At 51.6% G+C, this 14548-nt stretch carries 15 protein-coding genes; 3 read left to right on the top strand and 12 right to left on the bottom strand.

All coding sequences use genetic code 11. The features are described from left to right. Window positions 1–145 precede the first annotated feature (145 nt). A complete protein-coding gene (locus ACE419_RS08515) occupies window positions 146–508 on the top strand; it encodes a PTS glucitol/sorbitol transporter subunit IIA (RefSeq protein ID WP_432646492.1) in 363 nt (120 codons plus the stop codon). 59 nt (window positions 509–567) lie between these two features. On the opposite strand, the gene ACE419_RS08510 is transcribed toward ACE419_RS08515, so the two are convergent. The 9 genes from ACE419_RS08510 to ACE419_RS08470 form a co-directional block, all read right to left on the bottom strand. Continuing rightward, complete coding sequence (locus ACE419_RS08510; protein WP_435721702.1) at window positions 568–1605, bottom strand: LacI family DNA-binding transcriptional regulator; 1038 nt, start codon at window positions 1603–1605, stop codon at window positions 568–570. Window positions 1606–1642: 37 nt separating this feature from the next. Further along, entirely contained in the window at window positions 1643–2317 is a 675-nt protein-coding gene (locus ACE419_RS08505) for a uracil-DNA glycosylase (protein WP_432646490.1), read from the bottom strand. Next, window positions 2301–3332: a 2-amino-4-hydroxy-6-hydroxymethyldihydropteridine diphosphokinase gene (gene folK / locus ACE419_RS08500; protein ID WP_432646489.1), complete on the bottom strand. Its 1032-nt coding sequence runs from the start codon at window positions 3330–3332 to the stop codon at window positions 2301–2303. Before folK ends, ACE419_RS08505 begins: the two co-directional genes overlap by 17 nt. After that, window positions 3329–3697: a dihydroneopterin aldolase gene (folB, locus tag ACE419_RS08495; protein ID WP_435721701.1), complete on the bottom strand. Its 369-nt coding sequence runs from the start codon at window positions 3695–3697 to the stop codon at window positions 3329–3331. Before folB ends, folK begins: the two co-directional genes overlap by 4 nt. A 42-nt stretch (window positions 3698–3739) precedes the next feature. Further along, window positions 3740–4591 (bottom strand): dihydropteroate synthase, encoded by an 852-nt coding sequence (gene folP / locus ACE419_RS08490; RefSeq protein ID WP_435721700.1) that lies wholly within the window; start codon window positions 4589–4591, stop codon window positions 3740–3742. Beyond that, entirely contained in the window at window positions 4588–5160 is a 573-nt protein-coding gene (gene folE / locus ACE419_RS08485) for a GTP cyclohydrolase I (RefSeq protein WP_435721699.1), read from the bottom strand. The genes folP and folE overlap by 4 nt, the downstream gene beginning before the upstream one ends. A 107-nt stretch (window positions 5161–5267) precedes the next feature. Beyond that, window positions 5268–5453 carry a ferredoxin gene (locus ACE419_RS08480; RefSeq protein ID WP_295633109.1) on the bottom strand — a complete coding sequence of 62 codons (186 nt, stop codon included), beginning with the start codon at window positions 5451–5453 and terminating at the stop codon, window positions 5268–5270. A 208-nt stretch (window positions 5454–5661) separates the two neighbouring features. After that, complete coding sequence (locus ACE419_RS08475; RefSeq protein WP_435721698.1) at window positions 5662–7050, bottom strand: aspartate ammonia-lyase; 1389 nt, start codon at window positions 7048–7050, stop codon at window positions 5662–5664. Between the two features lie 307 nt (window positions 7051–7357). Next, complete coding sequence (locus ACE419_RS08470) at window positions 7358–8776, bottom strand: DASS family sodium-coupled anion symporter (RefSeq protein WP_432646484.1); 1419 nt, start codon at window positions 8774–8776, stop codon at window positions 7358–7360. Between the two features lie 332 nt (window positions 8777–9108). Between ACE419_RS08470 and ACE419_RS08465 the strand changes: the two genes are divergently transcribed. Together ACE419_RS08465 and ACE419_RS08460 are read left to right on the top strand one after the other, a co-directional pair. Continuing rightward, window positions 9109–10488, top strand: a complete 1380-nt coding sequence (locus ACE419_RS08465) for an ATP-binding protein (protein ID WP_435721697.1) — start codon at window positions 9109–9111, stop codon at window positions 10486–10488. Further along, window positions 10485–11363 (top strand): response regulator, encoded by an 879-nt coding sequence (locus ACE419_RS08460; protein WP_432646482.1) that lies wholly within the window; start codon window positions 10485–10487, stop codon window positions 11361–11363. The genes ACE419_RS08465 and ACE419_RS08460 overlap by 4 nt, the downstream gene beginning before the upstream one ends. A gap of 130 nt (window positions 11364–11493) precedes the next feature. Here the strand turns inward: ACE419_RS08460 and ACE419_RS08455 are convergent, their stop codons facing one another. From ACE419_RS08455 to ACE419_RS08445, 3 genes are read right to left on the bottom strand one after another with little or no spacing between them, the layout of a single operon-like run. Beyond that, complete coding sequence (locus ACE419_RS08455; RefSeq protein WP_432646481.1) at window positions 11494–12357, bottom strand: MTAP family purine nucleoside phosphorylase; 864 nt, start codon at window positions 12355–12357, stop codon at window positions 11494–11496. 45 nt (window positions 12358–12402) lie between these two features. Next, a complete protein-coding gene (gene mqnC, locus ACE419_RS08450) occupies window positions 12403–13428 on the bottom strand; it encodes a cyclic dehypoxanthinyl futalosine synthase (protein WP_432646480.1) in 1026 nt (341 codons plus the stop codon). Between the two features lie 2 nt (window positions 13429–13430). After that, window positions 13431–14537: a radical SAM protein gene (locus ACE419_RS08445; RefSeq protein ID WP_432646479.1), complete on the bottom strand. Its 1107-nt coding sequence runs from the start codon at window positions 14535–14537 to the stop codon at window positions 13431–13433. Window positions 14538–14548 lie beyond the last annotated feature (11 nt).

Here is a 14548-nt window from a genome sequence, read left to right as displayed (position 1 = left end):
TGTTTTGGTTTAGCGACTTTATTATACATCGCGAGGGAGGCTATGCGATTTTATTTTGCTTCAAAAGTTGTAAAGTGCTGTATAATATAGATAGCATATTTAAAATTGCAATATGTGTCGTTATATGCATTTGGGAGGAAAAAGTATGGAAATCAAATACGACGTATCGATCACGGCAATCGGCAATCTCGCACGTACGTTTCTCGAAAACAACAGCAGTGCTATTCTGCTCGACGAGGGCATTCGCCCGAATCTTTCCGATATGGTCATCGAGCATACACCTGGCAAACTCGAAGAGGATATCAAGAAGGGCGACAAGCTGCTCATGGGCGGTGTCAAGTATACGGTTGAAAAAGTCGGCGATGCTGCCAACGATAACATCCGCGAGGAAGGCCACTGCACAATCATCTTTAATGCCACAGGCTCCATGCCAGGCCAGATTATCGTCAAGGGACCGGCACGGCCAGTGCTTTCCGTTGGAGCTCATATCACATTTACCAAAAAGTAAGTATCAGCCGCAAACGAAACAAAAAGGCTTTGCATCAAAAACGATGTAAAGCCTTTTTATTATGCCATTCCCCGATAAGAGGCCGGCTCCTTTTTTTCATTATCCTCCATAAGATTCCGTACACTTTCACGTTCAACAAAGAATAATGGCAGTGTCAGATTTTCTTCAACGTTCTCTCCGGATAGGAGATCCAACAGATACTGCGCCGCTTTCATACCAAGCAGTTCGTAATCGAAGGCGACTGTTGTCAATGCCGGATAGACAACAGCACCGACGTCATAGCCGCCAAATCCCACCACAGAAATTTCCTCGGGAACTTTGATGCCGCGTTCATGCAGATAGCGCAGGACACCCAGACTGATATTATCCGTGGCACCGACCACGACCGTCGGGGCCAGCTGCAGGATTTCTTCGCTTTTATTATAAGCGGACAAAAAATCAAAGCCCGTCTCCACAAAATCGACCCTGGCTTCCGGACGGCCTTCGCAGAAAGCCGCTATGAACCCCTGCTTCCGGTCTACGCCAACCGCCTTATCCGTAGAGGTAACACCTGCAAAAACCGCATGCAGGTGCCCCATCTGACGCAAATACGCCCCCATCATGCGTCCGGCACTCCAGTCATCAATCTTGATGCTCGGAACCGCTTCATCCCATTGTCCCGTATAAATAATCGGGACCGGCGTATTCTTAGCCATCTCAATATGACGCGGAGTCAGGCCGACAGAGTCCACCAGAATGCCATCTACGCCCTGCTGCTGAAGATTCTCGATATTCTCGATTTCTTTTTCCTGGGAAAGGTGACTGACCAGCAAAAGTCCCTGATATCCTGCCGGGTCAAGGATGCGGTTGATGCCAGACAAGAGCTTGCCCACGGTCACAGAATCCATGCGCGGCAGCACGATGCCTATGAGCTTGCTTTCCTGCGTTTTAAGGCGTTTGGCAAAAAAATTCGACTTAAAGCCCGTGGCTTCTATCGCCTCGCGGACTTTTTTCTGTTTTTCAACGCTGATATAGCCATGATTCAAGTAACGTGAAACGGTACTCTTCGATACGCCTGCCAGTTCCGCCACGTCTTTAATGGTTACCTTTGCTCCCACAGTATTCCCTCCAGCGCAGGAAACTTTCCCTGCAAAATCAAATATCAGGCAGCTGCCAGTTGATGGGTTCCTGCCCTGTACGTCTCAAAAAATCATTGACCCGAGAAAAAGGCCGGCTGCCAAAGAAGCCCCTCGATGCCGACAGAGGGCTCGGATGCGGTGACTCCACAATATAATGATGCGGATTCGTAATCATCGCTTTCTTGCGCCTTGCCGGCGTTCCCCAGAGAATGAAGGCCATGGGCTTCTCCCGTTCATTCAGCAGCTCGATGATGCGGTCCGTGAAAATCTCCCAGCCCTGACCATGATGAGAATTCGCCTGGTGTTCCCGAACCGTCAGCACCGTGTTTAAGAGCAGAACGCCCTGATCCGCCCAGGGCTTTAAACAGCCATTATTCGGGACTTTGCAGCCAAGGTCTGTCTGCAGTTCTTTGAAGATATTCAGAAGTGATGGCGGCGGCTGCACGCCCGGCAGCACGGAAAAAGAAAGGCCATGAGCCTGTCCCGGGCCGTGATAGGGATCCTGTCCGAGAATCACGACTTTTGTATCCGCATAACTTGTATAATGAAGGGCATTGAAAATCGAGTACATATCGGGATAAACATGATGCGTGCGGTATTCATTGATCAGAAACTGCCTCAATTTCCGGTAGTACGGCTTCTTGAGCTCCGGATTCAGAAGCTCCGCCCAGTCATTATGAAAGATTTCCATGAGCCAACAACTTCTTTCTATCAAATAATGTGCGTCTTTTGGCCTCGTAGCGCTCAAAGGCATATCCCTGTCTTTTTCTGCGTGCCACGAGCTCAAAATCTGTGAGTTCCGGGAAAAAACAGTCTGCCTGATACGTCTGCTGCAGCCGGGTAATATCGGCTTCGTATGCATAAGGCAGCAGCGTCCTATAGATTTCTGCGCCGCCAATACAATAATAACTTCGTCCCGCCCTCTCCTGCTGCAGGCGCCCCAGTTCCTGCCAAAGCTCAGGCAGGCTGCGGCAAAGGACGAATCCTGTGCCGTCAAGAGACCGCAGTGTTTTTGACAAGACAATATTGACGCGGTCTGGCAGAGGACAGCCGCCCGGCAGGGACTCCATAGTTCTGCGCCCCATGATGACCGCCTGTCCTATGGTGAGTTCACGAAAATGCTTCATATCCTCAGGCAGCCGGACTAGTAAATCTCCTCTATAGCCAAGTCCGCCCTTGGCATCAAGGCAGGCGATGAGGCGAAGGGGCCAGGGGTCCGCCAGTTCCGCAGATACAGAAACCTGCTGCTCTGCCGTCAATCGACACCATTCCCGCACAGAACGGCCTTCTATAGACATATCACCGGCAATATCAGCGAGAGGACGCAGGACAAAGGCCCGCTGCACGAGATAGGGATGCGGCAGTGTCAGTTCCGGCTGCACCATCTTCACGCCAGGGATATGCAGCAGGTCAATGTCAATCGTGCGTGCCCCCCAATGCTCATGACGGACGCGTCCCAATTCCTGCTCAATTTGCTGGCAGCTTCTCAAAAGCACCAGGGGTTCTAACTGCGTTTCGACCGCAGCCGCTGCATTGAGGAAGGCCGGTTGATCAAGTTTTCCCCACGGCGCCGTTTCATAAAAGGGTGAAATGGCCACGAGCTTTGTCTCCGGCAGGACAGCCAGACGGCGCAGAGCCTCCCGGAGCGTCTCTCCCCGTTTGCCAAGATTCGCCCCAAGGCTCAGATAGCATATTCTTGCTTTCAATTCTGCCCTTGCTCCCTTACAATACAGACCGACACATCGCGGAAATTCCCGGGGATGGGTGCAGATGGCTTATGGACGGTTATCTCCACTTTCAGGATACGGGCGTATTCCTTTAAAATCATGGCCGCCAGACGCTCCGCTACGGTTTCGATCAGGCAGACCGGCTCTCCCTCTACGATACTGCGGATTTTCGTAAAAACCTCCGCATAATTGACCGTCTTGCTGAGATCATCATGACAGCCTGCTTCTTTTAAATCAAGATACAGTACAGCATCGACAAAAAACTTCTGTCCCTGCTGCCGTTCTTCCGGCAGACAGCCATGATAGCCATAAAACTCCATATGTTCCAATGTAATACGATCCATATGCCCCTCACTCATAACCTTTGAATTTTGATTCCATCCTGCTCAATCAGCCTGCAGGATTGCGTCTGTCATACGGCACATGCGCGCAATCGGCTTAACATCGTGGACGCGCACGATGCCAGCCCCTTTCATAATGCCGACGACACAGGTTGCTCCAGTCGCTTCCATACGTTCTTCTACCGGCAGGCCCAGAGCTGCGCCTATAAAGCTCTTGCGGCTTGTACCTAAAAGCAGCGGATATTCCGTACCATCAATATTCAGGAGTTCCTGCTGACGGCGCAGTACCGTGAGATTGCCCTCCGGCGTTTTGCCAAAGCCGATGCCGGGATCGATAATCAAATTGTCACGCAGCACGCCGGCCTTGTCCGCTATCGCAATGGTCCGGCGGAAAAAATCCTTCATTGTCTCGATGATGTCCCTTTCATACGTCTTGCCATCCTGATTATGCATGACAATGATGGGCAGGCCGGATTCTGCGGCAGCCTTTGCCATCCTGCCCGGCTCTTCCTTATACTGCAGGCCCCAGATATCATTGAGCATATGGCAGCCTGCTTTGGCCGCTTCACGGGCTGTCTCTGCCTTGAACGTATCGACAGATACAGGGACAGGACATTCTTTGAGCACGGACTCCAAAAAGGGCATCAGTCTTTCAATTTCCTGCTCAGCCGGCATAGTCTTAAACCCCGGACGGCTCGATTCTGCACCAATATCGATGATATCCGCACCATCGCGCACCATCTCTTCCATATGGCGCAGGGCCTTATCATGCGTATTCCACTTACCGCCATCTGAAAAAGAATCCGGCGTCACATTGAGCACGCCCATGACGAGCGTGCGCCTGCCCAGTTCCAATTCCTTGCCGTCCTGAAATACATATTTACGTTTTGCGGTCATTTCCGTCTGCCTCCCAATAACATCCATGCCTGCTGACAAAGTGACGCATCCTCCTGAAAAATCCCCAGACATTCTGACGTCATGGTCCTTGTGCCCTCAGCACCTTTTTCACGCATAGTCATGCAAAGCTGCTGGGCTTCTACCACCACTAATACGCCATCCGCAGACAAGCCGCGCTGTATGGCTTCTGCCAGCTGCGCGGTCAATCTTTCCTGCAGCTGCGGACGATGGGACAGACACTCGACAACCTTGACAAATTTACTGAATCCCGCGACCTGCCCATCATGCGGCAGATACGCAAGATTGATTTCACCAAAGAACGGCAGCAGATGATGCTCACATATCGAATAGAAGGGAATATGGCGGATGGCCACAATCCCCTTGGTATCGGAAGCAAAACGTTCGCCCCAGACAGTATCCGGATTTTTGCCGACACCGTCAAATAAGCTGGCATACATGCCTGCCACCCTTGCCGGAGTTTGTTCCATACTGCATTTTCTGAGGTCCAGGCCCAATGCTTCCAAAAAGGCTCTCATGGCCTGTACGGCCTCTTCGTTGATCTCCCCCATATCATCTGCCCTCTCGTTTCCTGCTGATTTATTATATTTTTTATTATAGGAAATCCACGCAAAAAAAACAACCGCCATGGGGCGGCTGCTTTTGACAGAACTGCTTTTTATTTGACCTGGATGGCACCAACAGGGCAGTCGGCAGCGGCTTCCTTTGCGTCGTCCACACTGCCTTCCGGAATCTCCTGATAGCCCTCAGCCAGGCCATCGTCACCGATGCGGAAAGCATCCGGTGCCACATCCGTGCACATACCGCAGCCAATGCAGGCAGACTTATCTACGTAACCTTTCATGATACTACCTCCCTGATATAATACAGCAAAATTAACTACTCTTATCATATCACAGCTGCCTGCCAAACGGCGTAACAAATCTTACGTTTTCACTCGCTCATTTATCCATCCGATTGTCAGGCAGAAAGAAACTCCTGCATGAGCCGTGCAGGAGTTTCTTCATCTAAGGGGGACTCTATTCTATTATGGGGTATCCAGAACTGACTTCTTATTCAGCAATGCCCGGCGTCGTCATCTGACGCGGAGAGAGGATGTGCTCCATCTTTTCTTTGGAAAGAAGGCCTTTCTCCATGATGACCTGACGGATTGGTTTGCCCGTGTTGTAAGCTTCTTTGGCGAGCATAGCGGAATTCTCATAACCGATATGCGGCAGCAGAGCCGTGACAACACCGACGCTCTTGTCGAGCCATTCCTGGCACTGCTCTCTGTTCGGCTCGAGACCGATGAGGAGCTTATCAACAAACGTATTGACTGCATTCGTCATGTACTTCATCGAGTTGAACATATTGAAGGCCATGACCGGCTCCATAACGTTAAGTTCGAACTGACCGTTCTCAACAGCCATCGTAACGGCGATGTCGTTGCCGATAACCTGATAGCAGGACTGATCGAGGACTTCGGCGATAACCGGATTGACTTTGCCCGGCATGATGGAAGAACCCGGCTGACGTTTCGGCAGCTTGAGTTCGTTGAGGCCGCAGCGCGGGCCCGAAGCCATGAGACGGAAATCGTTGGCCATCTTGATGAGGACCAGAGCCGTCGTCTTCATAGCGCTCGACATATCGGAGAAGCCATCCGTGTTGTTCGTTGCATCAATCATGTTGTCAGCCGTAACGTATTTCTCGCCCGTTACTTCGCTGAGCGTCTCTGCTACTTTCTTGATGTAAGCCGGCTCTGCATTGAGGCCCGTGCCTACTGCCGTACCGCCCATATTGATGACATGCAGGCCATCGATGGCATGGTTGATGCGTTTGATGCCGCGGCGTACAGCCGATGCATACATGCCCATTTCCTGACCGAGCGTAATAGGAACAGCATCCTGCAGATGCGTGCGGCCCATCTTGAGGATATCTTTATATTCCTCAGATTTCTTTTCGAGCTCCGTAGCGAGGCGGTCAAGCGCAGCCGTGAGTTTCTTGCCTTTATGGCTCAGGCAGACCTTGATGCTCGTCGGGAACGAATCGTTCGTGGACTGTGCCATGTTGGCATGGTTGTTCGGGGAAATGATATCGTAGCGGCCTTTCGGCTGACCGATGATCTCCAGAGCACGGTTGCAGAGAACCTCGTTCATGTTCATGTTGATGGACGTACCAGCGCCGCCCTGAATCGGGTCAACCGGGAACTGATCGAGGAATTTGCCTGCGATGATTTCATCTGCGGCCTCGATCAGTGCATCACCGATTTTCTTATCGAGACGACCCGTTGCCATGTTGGCCATAGCAGCTGCTTTCTTGACGCGGGCAATGCACTGTACGAAATCCGAATCGATTACCTGATCCGTGATATGGAAGTTATCGATGGCACGCATCGTCTGAACACCGTAATAAACCTCGTCTGGTACCTCGAGTTCACCAATGAAATCATGTTCTTTTCTCATGTTTGCCACGTTCCTTTCTTTTTCCGCCTGTTTCTTCAGGCGGAGCTTGAAATGAAATCTTTGCGTTGTAAGCGTTGTTGTTATTTTTGTAAAAGCTCGGAGGTTTTCATCCCCTCGCTTTGTTGACTACATTGTATCATGTATACAGAATACAATCAAGTACATTTTGTAAAATTTGTCTTTTTTTGTATACAAAGTTACAGATTCTCATTTGCCATTGAACCAGCGGCAATTTTACAAAAGGTACAAAACAGTTCAGAAGGAGCAGATGCTCTCTGCTCTCTTCCTTACTGTCACAAAACAAATCTTAGAACAAACCGATGACTGTCATCCACGGCAGGCCGATGCACATCCAGACAATCAGATGCATGACCGTGATGATGAAGCCGATCTTCCACCATTCACCCTGCTCCATAAAGCCTGCGCCAAAGAAGATTGGCGTAACGCCGCAGCCGTAATGCGTCAGGAACGATGCGCTGTTGCAGAGGATTGCGAGGATGATAGCGGTCGGGATGACCGGAGCACCGGCAGCAACGAGGATTGTCATGAAGGCGATGAACATCGCTGCGATATGGGCACTGTTGCTGGCGAGCAGATAATGTGCGAAGGTATAAACAACGCAGAGGACGATGAGCATCGTCATCCAGGACATGCCAGCGCAGGCTGCAGCCATCGTAGCTGCAAACCATTTCATGAAACCAAATTTCGAAAGATAGGCGGCCATGTTGACGAGAACGCCCATCCATACGAGGACATCCCAGGCACCGTTCTGCTTCGTTACATCGCTCCACTCGATGCAGTGCGTAACCAGCATGGCCGAGAGGCCGAGCAGTGCGACGATCGCCGAATCAATATGATGGATACTGCCCGTTGCCCAGAGGAGCAGGCAGCAAATGAAGATGACGCAGAGGATCTTTTCCTTGCCCGTCATGGCACCCATCTTGCTGAGTTCCTGTTTGGCAAGATTTAAGGTTTCCGGCGTATTGGTGAGTTCCGGCTTGATGAGTTTATAAAGAAGATACGGCGTCACGACCGTGAGGATAAGGCCCGGGATGATGCTCGCCATGAACCAGGATCCCCAGCTCAGGGACTGCCCAAAAGTCTGCTCTGTCAGCGTATTGGCGAGAACGTTGTTCGATGCACCTGTCAGGAAAATGCAGGCCGACGTGATGACTGCGGCATATGCGCTGTACATCAGGAAAGCACCGGTACGCTTGTTTTTGCCATTTTTCTCACAGCCAAGCGCTCTCGTGATACTGTTGACAATCGGGTAAATGATGCCGCCGCCGCGGGCCGTATTGGACGGTGTGAACGGAGCGATGATGAAATCTGCCGCACTCATGACGTAAGCGACACTCAGTGAGCTCTTGCCGAAGCGTGAGAGCAGCATGAACGCGATGCGTTTGCCAAGGCCTGTTTTGATAAAGCCTGTAGCAAACATGAAGGCCGAGACGATCAGCCAGATGGTGCCGTTCGAGAAGCCCTCAAGTGCCTGACCGGCTTTCATGACGCCAAGTACCGGCAGAAGTGCGCAGGCAATCAACGCGATGGCACCGAGCGGCAGCGGCTGCAGGATAAAACCGGCAATCGTTGCCACGAATACGGCAAGCAGGCCCCAGGCCTGCGGGCCCACACCAGCCGGAGCCGGTATGAACCAGATGACTGCGCCGATGGCCACACAGATGAGGCCGCGAAGCAGCTTTCCACTACTAGTTTCCTTTGACATATGATACCCTCCCGTGTCATTAATATGACTTATCTTTTTATTACTGTATTAAATATACATGACCGACTAGGAAAAACGACAAAATCCTACAGATTCGAAGGAATAGTTTTTTTTTACTGACAACTTGTAACATCCATCACAGTCTTTATGCTATAATAATATTGTTGTTTTTAATGCCTTTCATCTATTATTTCCATAAACGATACTATTGTCAGGCAAAATCGCTGTATGATACACTAAAAAACATACATGGCTGTCGATGATAAGCAATCGATGCGATTTCATATTTTCATGCCAGTATCCGCTTTGTCCGCTCACGTAAGGAGATGCTTATGCTCAGTAAACACCGGGAACTCTTTATTTTCATCTGTATGCTGATCATCGTGCCGCTTGCCGGCGAGCCGCGCATTCATCCATTCGGCAATGAATTCAGTACGTTCCGCGTCAGCTTTGGCTCGCCGATGTTTCTGCTCTTCCTGCTGTGGCTGCGCAATGTGCCAATGGCCGTTTCAGGACTGAACGTCGGCATCGTCGTCGTGCTGTTCCGCGCAGTGATCGATACTTTTGGCGGCATGCCGTTTTCCGTGGCCGTCTACAATCATATCCCGACATTTTTCTACTATTTTACTTACGCAATCTGCTTTTCCACGCTGAAGCTCAACCACGCCCCCATCACCACCCAGGCTATGAAGATTGCCATTTGGGCCATCCTTGCCGAGGTCCTTGCCAGCATTGCGGAACTTTATTCCATGGATGTTTTTCTCGGCACGCACGCAGCCGTCATCACCTGGTCCGTGCTGACGCGGCTTACCGTTATTGCCTTTTTGCGCTGCTTCTTTATCCTGAGCTTCTTCTTTCTTTCTCAGCTTTATCTCACGGAGATTCATCTGGCACACGAGTCCCACGAGAAAAACCGTCTGACCATGATGATTGCCAACATCTATGAAGAGGTATTTGAACTGGAACAGACCCTGCATAAAGCAGAAATGGCAACGCATGACTGCTACGGCGTTTATGAAGACCTGCGCAGCCTTCATAATATGGAAGATTTGCCGCATATCACACAGGAAGCCCTGCGCGTTGCCGGAGAAGTTCACGATATCAAAAAGGACAACCAGCGCATCTATGCGGGACTCAGTGAGCTCACCAATCAAACCAACACGCATAAGCTCAATGATTACATGACACCGGCCGAACTCTGCCACCTCATCATCAGTGCTCAAAAAAAATATGCCCGCCGTCTCGACAAGAATATCCTTTTTGAAACGACGCTTTCGGTCAATCTGCCTGAACTTCACGCCTACACTATGCTTTCCATCCTCAACAACCTTACGGCGAATGCCATTGAAGCCATTCATGACAAGGGCAGGATTGCCATAAACATGAAACGGATTGGCACGGAACTTCACTTTGAAGTAACAAATACCGGCAGTTCCATCCCGCTGCGCCGTCTCCCGCAGATTTTCCGCCCGGGGTATACGACAAAATACGACAGTGACGGACGCGCGTCAAGCGGCGTCGGCCTTACTTATATCAAAGCACTTGCAGAATATCTCGGCGGCGGCATCACGGCGGCCTCGGATGGCAAAGACATGGTTACGTTCCACATCCATCTGCCGCTTGCCCGTATCACTTCTGCACAAAAGAAAGCACAGGCTGCTGCCGTCGCTCCCACACCGCCAACACCGCCAAAGAAAGGACCGATATCATGAACATCATGCTCATCGATGACGATGAAGCCATCCGCGATATGCTGCAGGATATCATTGAAGACTACGAACTCGGCACGGTTGTCGCCTCCCTGCCCAGTGCAGCCAACCTCACGGCGACAGAACTCATTGCCCGCCATATCGACCTCTTGATCATCGATATGCTCATGCCTGACTGCGACGGCATCGATTCCGTACGCAAATTCCACGACTTTCCCGGCAAGATCATCATGCTCTCTCAGGTTGTCAGCAAGGACCTCATCGGCAAGGCGTATGAAAGCGGCGTTTACGCTTACATCACCAAACCCCTCAACCGCAATGAAATCATCAGTGTCCTGCATTCTGCCGAAGAGCACATCCGTCTCGAACGCTTTGCCCATACCCTGCAGAGCACCCTGCAGACAACCCTGAATCCGGTCGCTGCCGTGCCCGTGCAAAAGCAGGTCACGCCGCGGGAAAAGGCTGCGGCGCTTCTGAAAGAGCTCGGCGTTGCCGGCACAACGGGCTACGATGACCTCATCGAAATCATCGACTATCTGCAGGCACATAATAACAGCAGCACCATTCCCTCCCTCAAGACCATTTTCACGGCCATTGCCAAAGAACACGCTGCCGAAAATATCCAAAAAGAGGCCAAGACCATTGAGCAGCGACTGCGCCGCGCCGTTTTTCAAGCCATGGTCAGCACGGCTTCCATGGGCGTCGTCGATTACACGAATCCTAAATTTGAAGAATACGCACCGTTTTACTTCGATTACGCGGAAGTCTGCAGTATCATGCGAACCATTCAGCAAAATGAGAAACCGCAGATATCCAAAGTGCATATCAACACCAAGAAGTTTATTCAGGCACTCTATACAGCGTCCTCAGAACACTGACTTATCCACAGAACTATCCACAAAACGACAATGAGCTGTGCATATCTCTCGAAAAAATACAGAGTTATGCACAGCTCATTGTTTTTAACTTATGATACGGATGTAAACTGTTCTCAAAAATCCGCCTTAATCAGCCTTTTGAGGAAACTTCATTATATACATCCTTCAGCAGCGTTTCCTTGCGCAGGGAGAGGCATTCACAGCGGCGGTCATCGGCATCGATCTCGCGGATCGTCTCTAAAATGATTTCGCCAATCATCGGCGCATCGTCGTAGAAGATATCGGCCATATCCTTATGCGACCATTTCTCGCGGATGCCCTCGCCGTAATTAACGGTAAAATAAAGCCCTGCATAGCAGGCGCCGATTTCGCGCGCGAGATAGACTTCCGGCGCGATGCTCTGGCCGACGATATCCGCATGGCCGTTCATCATCGCGACTTCAGCAGGGCTCTCGAAATGGCGGCCGTCCGTCACGGCGTAGGTGCCGCGCGTAAAGACGCGTCCCGTAAAGCGTTTTTTCGTCGCACGAATCAAAGCTTCACGCATCTCAGGGCAGAGCGCCTGACGCATGATTAAAAGATAGCGGCCATCGAGCATGACGTCCTTGCGGACGGAAAGGTCGAGATAATCATCGGGAATGATGAAATCGCGCAAGTCGAGGAGTTTGTTGACCGTGCCGACACCGCCCTCGGAGATGATGCGCTTGACGCCGGCTTCGCGGAACGTCCAAAAAACCTGACGTGAAGCATCGGCACGCGTCACGCCGGAACGCCAGCCATGCATGCGCACGGTCAGCACGCGTTTTTCACCGACGCAGAAAAGCCGAAAGGCCGGACTTTTGCCATACGGCGTTTCAAAGTAGAGATTATCAGCAAGGATTTTGACATCCTCATCGGGCAGATTGGCGGGAAAATTGCTCGAAAGCGTGCCCGAGCCGCCGACTACGGCGTAATCTGCCTTAGGGATATCCTGTCTTTCTCCTTCTATTGCCATAAGGTTTCCCTCCTATAGTACAAATAGTACAAATATCACAAGCTGTCAGAAGCGGCGGATAATGCGGTACTCCGTATCGCGCTGCGCGGCCTCGCGGCCTGCCCCCTTGATGAGTCCGACCATTTTTTTCGTCGACATGTCGTAAAGCGTACCGGCCGCCCGCACGACATTTTCCTCGAGCATGATGCTGCCGGCATCGTCAGCGCCAAAGCCCAGTGTCAGCTGGCCGATGCGTTCACCCTGCGTGACCCACGAGCCCTGAATATGCGCGATATTGTCCATATAGAGGCGCGAAAGTGCCAATGTCCGCATATAATCCCAGCTCGATGTCTTTTCGCCGCCGAGTTCCGTATGGCTTGGCTGGAACGTCCAGGTAATGAACGCGCGGAAGCCTCCCGTCTTATCCTGCAGACGGCGAATCTTTTCCATGTGCTCAATGCGCTGTGCCATCGTCTCGCCAAAGCCGATGACCATCGTCGCCGTGCTCTCCATGCCGATGGAATGCGCGCATTCCATGACGTGCAGCCAGTCGTCCGTCATGATTTTTTTCGGGCTGACTTTTTTGCGCACCTCATCGACGAGGATTTCCGCGCCGCCGCCCGGCAGGCTGTCAAGACCGGCCTCCTGCAGGCGTTTCAAGGTATCGAGAATCGAGAGCCCCGCCTCGCGCGCAAAATGCTGGATTTCCGTCGCCGTAAACGAATGAATGGTAATAGAAGGGAAGTGCTCCTTGATGAGCCGCAGCATTTTTTCATAATAGGCAAGGCCGAGTTCCGGATAGAGGCCGCCCTGTATCATGACCTGTGTGCCGCCGGCTTCTACCGTCTCGCGAACCTTCTCGAGAATCTCTTCATGCGAGAGAAGATACGCGTCTTTGCTGCCCTGTCTCCTAAAAAAGGCGCAGAAGCGGCATTCGTTGACACAGACATTCGTGTAATTGATATTGCGGTCGATGATGAACGTGACCGTATTGCCAAAGCGCTGCTGCCGAATCTTATCCGCCTCACGTCCCAAAGTGATGAGGTCACCATGCTCTAAGAGCTCCGTGCCCTCTTTTTCTGTCAGCCGCATCTTCATTCCTCCCTCTCTCCCTGAATTGGCCGAATTGGCTGGTAGAATGTATCGCGTTCAACGGGCTCATAGCCGGCCTCGCGGATGATTTTTTCAAGCTGCGCACGTGTGATGCCCGTCTTCGTCTTGGCGCCGGCCGCATGGATGATTTTTTCCTCGCCAATCGTGCCGTCGAGGTCATCGGCGCCAAAGCCCAGCGCGAGCTGCGCGACGGGCATCGTCAGCATAATCCAGAACGCCTTGACGTGGTCGATATTGTCGAGAATCAGGCGGGAAAGTGCCATCATCTTCATGTCTTCCCAAGCCCCGACGCGCTGCAGATGGTATTCTTCGCCGAGCTTTGTATGGGCGGGATGGAACGGAAACAGCATGAAAGCCTGAAAGCCGCCCGTCTCATCCTGAATATCGCGGATGGTAAAAAGATGCTGCAGACGTTCCTCGATCGTCTCGACATGGCCGTACATAATGGAAGCATTCGTGCGGATACCGAGCCCGTGTGCCGTTTTCATCGTCTCAATCCATTCGGCCGCCGTCGCCTTTTTCGGGCAGATGATTTTGCGGACGCGGTCGGATAAAATCTCCGCGCCGCCGCCCGGCAGGCTGTCAAGACCCGCTTCCTTCAGGATTTCCAAGACTTCGCGGATGCTCTTACCCGTCATTTTCGAGAAATTGACAATCTCGACAGGCGTAAAGGCCTTGACATCGGCCTTTGGCAGGGCAGCTTTTACCTGACGCACGACCTCCACATAATACGAAAACGGTTTATCCGGATGAAGTGCCGAAACGATGTGGATTTCCGACAAATCCCTGACCTGCTTTGCCTTCTCAAGAATTTTTTCGATATCGTCATGCTCGTAGACAAAGCCGCGCGCATCGCCTTCTTCGACCTGAAAAGCGCAGAGCGGACAATTGGAGCTGCAGATGTTCGTCAGGTTGATATGACGGTTGACCGTGTAAAAAACCTGATGGCCGCTCTTTTTCTCCTTGGCTTTCCGCGCGCAGTCGGCCAGAAAAAGCAGGTCATTGTCCTCATAAAGTGCCATGGCATCGGCAAATGTCAGCCGCTCTCCGGCTGCGGCTTTCGCCCTTGCCGTTTCAATTTGCTTCATATTATATGCCT

The organism is Mitsuokella apri (assembly GCF_047974105.1).
Taxonomy (GTDB): domain Bacteria; phylum Bacillota; class Negativicutes; order Selenomonadales; family Selenomonadaceae; genus Mitsuokella.
Note: the sequence above shows the minus strand (reverse complement) of the source record. Positions and strands in the feature narration are given on the sequence as shown.